General features: G+C 64.4%; 5 protein-coding genes and 2 pseudogenes. 4 read left to right on the top strand and 3 right to left on the bottom strand.

The genetic code is table 11. From position 1 onward, the window contains the following. Positions 1-91: 91 nt before the first annotated feature. Positions 92-249, bottom strand: a pseudogene (locus ACFVFQ_RS38515) (IS256 family transposase); the annotation flags it as partial. 224 nt (positions 250-473) lie between these two features. Next, positions 474-1,475 (bottom strand): hypothetical protein, encoded by a 1,002-nt coding sequence (locus ACFVFQ_RS38510; protein WP_383425363.1) that lies wholly within the window; start codon positions 1,473-1,475, stop codon positions 474-476. Between the two features lie 298 nt (positions 1,476-1,773). On the opposite strand from ACFVFQ_RS38510, the gene ACFVFQ_RS38505 reads away from it, so the two are divergent. The 4 genes from ACFVFQ_RS38505 to ACFVFQ_RS38490 are packed head-to-tail and all read left to right on the top strand — an operon-like array spanning position 1,774 to position 2,885. Further along, a complete protein-coding gene (locus ACFVFQ_RS38505) occupies positions 1,774-2,157 on the top strand; it encodes a hypothetical protein (RefSeq protein ID WP_383425362.1) in 384 nt (127 codons plus the stop codon). Positions 2,158-2,174: 17 nt separating this feature from the next. Next, a complete protein-coding gene (locus tag ACFVFQ_RS38500) occupies positions 2,175-2,501 on the top strand; it encodes a hypothetical protein (protein ID WP_383425360.1) in 327 nt (108 codons plus the stop codon). Positions 2,502-2,522: 21 nt separating this feature from the next. Next, positions 2,523-2,666 (top strand): hypothetical protein, encoded by a 144-nt coding sequence (locus ACFVFQ_RS38495; RefSeq protein ID WP_383425358.1) that lies wholly within the window; start codon positions 2,523-2,525, stop codon positions 2,664-2,666. A gap of 15 nt (positions 2,667-2,681) precedes the next feature. Further along, complete coding sequence (locus ACFVFQ_RS38490) at positions 2,682-2,885, top strand: transposase family protein (protein WP_383425357.1); 204 nt, start codon at positions 2,682-2,684, stop codon at positions 2,883-2,885. A 136-nt stretch (positions 2,886-3,021) separates the two neighbouring features. On the opposite strand, the pseudogene ACFVFQ_RS38485 reads toward ACFVFQ_RS38490, so the two are convergent. Further along, positions 3,022-3,150 (bottom strand): annotated as a pseudogene (locus ACFVFQ_RS38485) (IS5/IS1182 family transposase); the annotation flags it as partial.

The following is a 3,150-nucleotide window of genomic DNA, read 5'->3' as shown; positions in this document are numbered from 1 at the left end:
ACTGCGGTGCTCGACCACCCGGATCACCACACTCGTCCAGGCCGTCCTCACCCTTCATCTGGCCAGCTCAGAGTGAGGATGGAAAAGGCTCACTGCCCCGACCCTCGGCATCGTGCTCTTCTCGTATCCGAGGTGATCGGTGATCTCGCCCTCCAAGGCGGACTCCAGCACCCACTTGGTCAGCTGCTGGAGCAACCCGCCCTCCCCGGTCAGCTGCAGGCCCTCCGGCCGGGCTCGATCCACGAGCATCGCAACCAACTGCTCGTCACCCGCCACCACGGTCTCCACTGCCGGCTCGCTGCCCGGTATCTGCTCGATGGACATTTCACTCAGCTGGCGTCTCCTTGATCATCGGATCCGCCGATCATTGAACACTCCCGGAGTCGGACACGTCCGCGTGTACCAGCACCGGCCGGTGAAGGGTCGCGTCAAGACGATCTCGGTCAAGCGTGAGGGGCGACAGAGGAGTCACCTCAGCTCACAGGAGCATTGGCGGCCGCGGCCACGAGCCAGGTGGTGCCGCCCAGGTAGAAGACCATGCCCACAAGGATGCCGAATCGGTTGAGCTTCCTGATCCTCGCGTCCTCCTTGTCCTTGTCCGCCCATCGCCAGCTCACCACGGTGATAGCGAGCGCGAACAGCACGAACAGCAAGGTCAGCAGGTGCAGCTTGCCGAGCATGGAGAAGCCGGATGTGGACGGGATGAGACTGCTCAGCTTGCTGAGGTTGACAAGTACAGCAAAGAGCGAGGCACCCAGCGCTGTGACCCGCCCGGTGAAGGCCGCTTTGTCCGTCCCGCTCATCACGAACGTGAGCATCGTGATGAGGAAGATGATGAAGATCGGCCCTGTAAGCTCCCAGAAGACCGACGGGGCCGAACTTGCCACGCGGGTGACCAGGACGGCGTCGCTGAAGTCTGCGCTCAGGCCGGTGGGATCTGAGCGCTCACCGAAGTCGGTGTTGTAGTTCGTCGTTCGGGTGGACAATGAAAAGCCTTCGATCTTCCACCGGGGTAGCGAAATCTTGTTGCTGTAGGTGGTCTGGTGGGCTTCCGGGTCGGGAGCCATACGGAATGACGCCACGTTCTTGCCCGACGCAACGACGATGTTCAGGTCGTGCCTGTCGAACGGGAAGTTGCTCCGGTCGAAGGTGTGCCGGAACCTCCCGTCAAAGCCCATCAGGTCGTACCACTCGTTGTCGACCTTCCTCTGGTCCGCATCGGTCTTCGAGGGGTTGTAACCGTTCGGGAAGGTGACGGTGGGCAGCGGGTCAGCCTCCTTGGTCGGACACAACGACCATATCCACACCCGGGCCGAGAACTCGTTCGACTCGGGATGGACGTCGTAGAGGTCGGTCAGATACGCGCCGACTCGGCACCGTGGCGCCAACTGCATGACGGCCGGCCCGCCCCGCCTGCTGCCGGCCTGCGCGCCCGCTGCTGTGCCTGCCATCGTCGGGTTGGCAGAAGCCAGCATCAAGGCTAGGCAGGCGGCGATTACGCCCAGGGCCTTCAGGACTGACGCACCCACCCCGCGGCAACCGGTAGATATTCGTGCGCCCGATGGGCCCCCGACTCTGGTTATGCGCCTCATGCCTTCGAGCTTCAAAGGCAAGGTCGGGCACGGCACGCTGCGTAGGCCTCGGCTGGGTCGGTCGGGTGAAATCTACCTTGATTTTGGCCAGTGTTCCGGCGTTGCCTCTCTGTCAGCCTTGGGTGAGACGTCCCGCTTCGTCGGGTTAGCCTGAGAGGGCACGACAGGAGAATCACCCCCCATGACCAGCACCAAGCCCGCTGAATCCGATCCGGCTCCCCGGTCGAAGCGCCGCACCTTCAGCCCCGAGTACAAGCTGCGGATCATGGCCGAGTACGACGCCGCGCCCAAGAACGAGAAGGGTGCGGTCCTGCGCCGTGAGCGGCTGTACCACTCGCACGTCAAGGAATGGCGGGCCGCGCGGGATGCCGGAGCGCTGGAGAAGCTGGTCGACCAGCGGACAAGCCCGGCGAGGCCGAAGAAGCCGGCTGCCGAGGCGGAGAACGAGAAGCTGTGTCGCCAGGTGGAGCGACTGGAGAAAGAACTGGCCCGGAACAAGGCTGCGTTGGAGGTTATGGGAAAAGCTTCCGCGCTCTTGGAAATGATCTCCGAGGGCACGGACTGAACGCTGCCGTCGACCCGGTGGCCGACGAGGCGATCACCGGCATCGAGGGCGAACTCGGCATCACGGCCGCCTGCCGGTTGACCGGCCGCTCCAGGGCCACCCACTACCGCCGGCTGCGTCCGGCGCCACCGCGCGGACCACGCAAGCGGCAGGTCCAGCCCTCGGCCCTGACGGCCGAGGAGCGGGCTGCGGTCTTGGAACTGATGAACAGCGACGAGTACGCCGAGCTACCGCCCGCGCAGATCTGGGCCCGCGAGCTGGACGCCGGGCGCTATCACTGCTCGGTCTCCACGATGTACCGGATCTTGCGCGAGAAGGGGCAGCCCAGCGAACGCCGCCGCTAGGCCACCCACCCGGCGAAGACGGTGCCCAAGCTGGTCGCCACCAGGCCCTCGCAGGTGTTCACCTGGGACATCACCAAGGCAGCCGGCCCCGTCAAGGGCGTCTGGTACCACGCCTACGTCATCATCGACATCTTCAGCCGCTACGTCGTTGGCCACACCGTCTAAAAGGCCGAATCATCGGTGCGGGCCCAGGAGTTGATCCACAAGACCATCGCCCGCAACGGCATCGTACCCGAGACCGTGCACGCCGACCGAGGCACCTCGATGACCTCGAAGAAGGTCTCGCAGCTGTTGATCGACCTTGGCATCACCCGGTCACACTCGCGGCCCAAGACCTCTAAGTGGACGTTAAGTCCGCTTCTGGTAGCGGCGCGTCCGGGTTGAGTGAGGAAGCCTTGGCGGGTGAGGCGTCCGAGGCGGCTGCGGGTGATGTTGACGGATGCCTCGTCGGTGGACATGCCGAGGAGTTCGTGCAGCTCACGGGCTCGGAACTCTTGATCGGGATGCTGATTGAGCTTCTTCAGCGGTGCTGCTCCAGGGTGAGGACCGCTTTAGTCATTGACGTCAGTCGGTTGGGGCTGCAGCGGGCTTGGCGGAAGAGCCGCCAGGTCTTCAGGCGGGCGAAGGCCTGCTCAACAGGGCTGCGTAG

This window comes from Streptomyces sp. NPDC057743 (assembly GCF_042798755.1).
Taxonomy (GTDB): Bacteria; Actinomycetota; Actinomycetes; order Streptomycetales; family Streptomycetaceae; genus Streptomyces.
This window is presented reverse-complemented; position numbering and strand designations above follow the sequence as displayed.

Coding starts and splice junctions, on each gene's coding strand:
- ACFVFQ_RS38505 (WP_383425362.1), top strand. CDS start 1,774: ATGACCAGCACCAAGCCCGCTGAATCCGATCCGGCTCCCCGGTCGAAG.
- ACFVFQ_RS38510 (WP_383425363.1), bottom strand. CDS start 1,475: ATGCTGGCTTCTGCCAACCCGACGATGGCAGGCACAGCAGCGGGCGCG.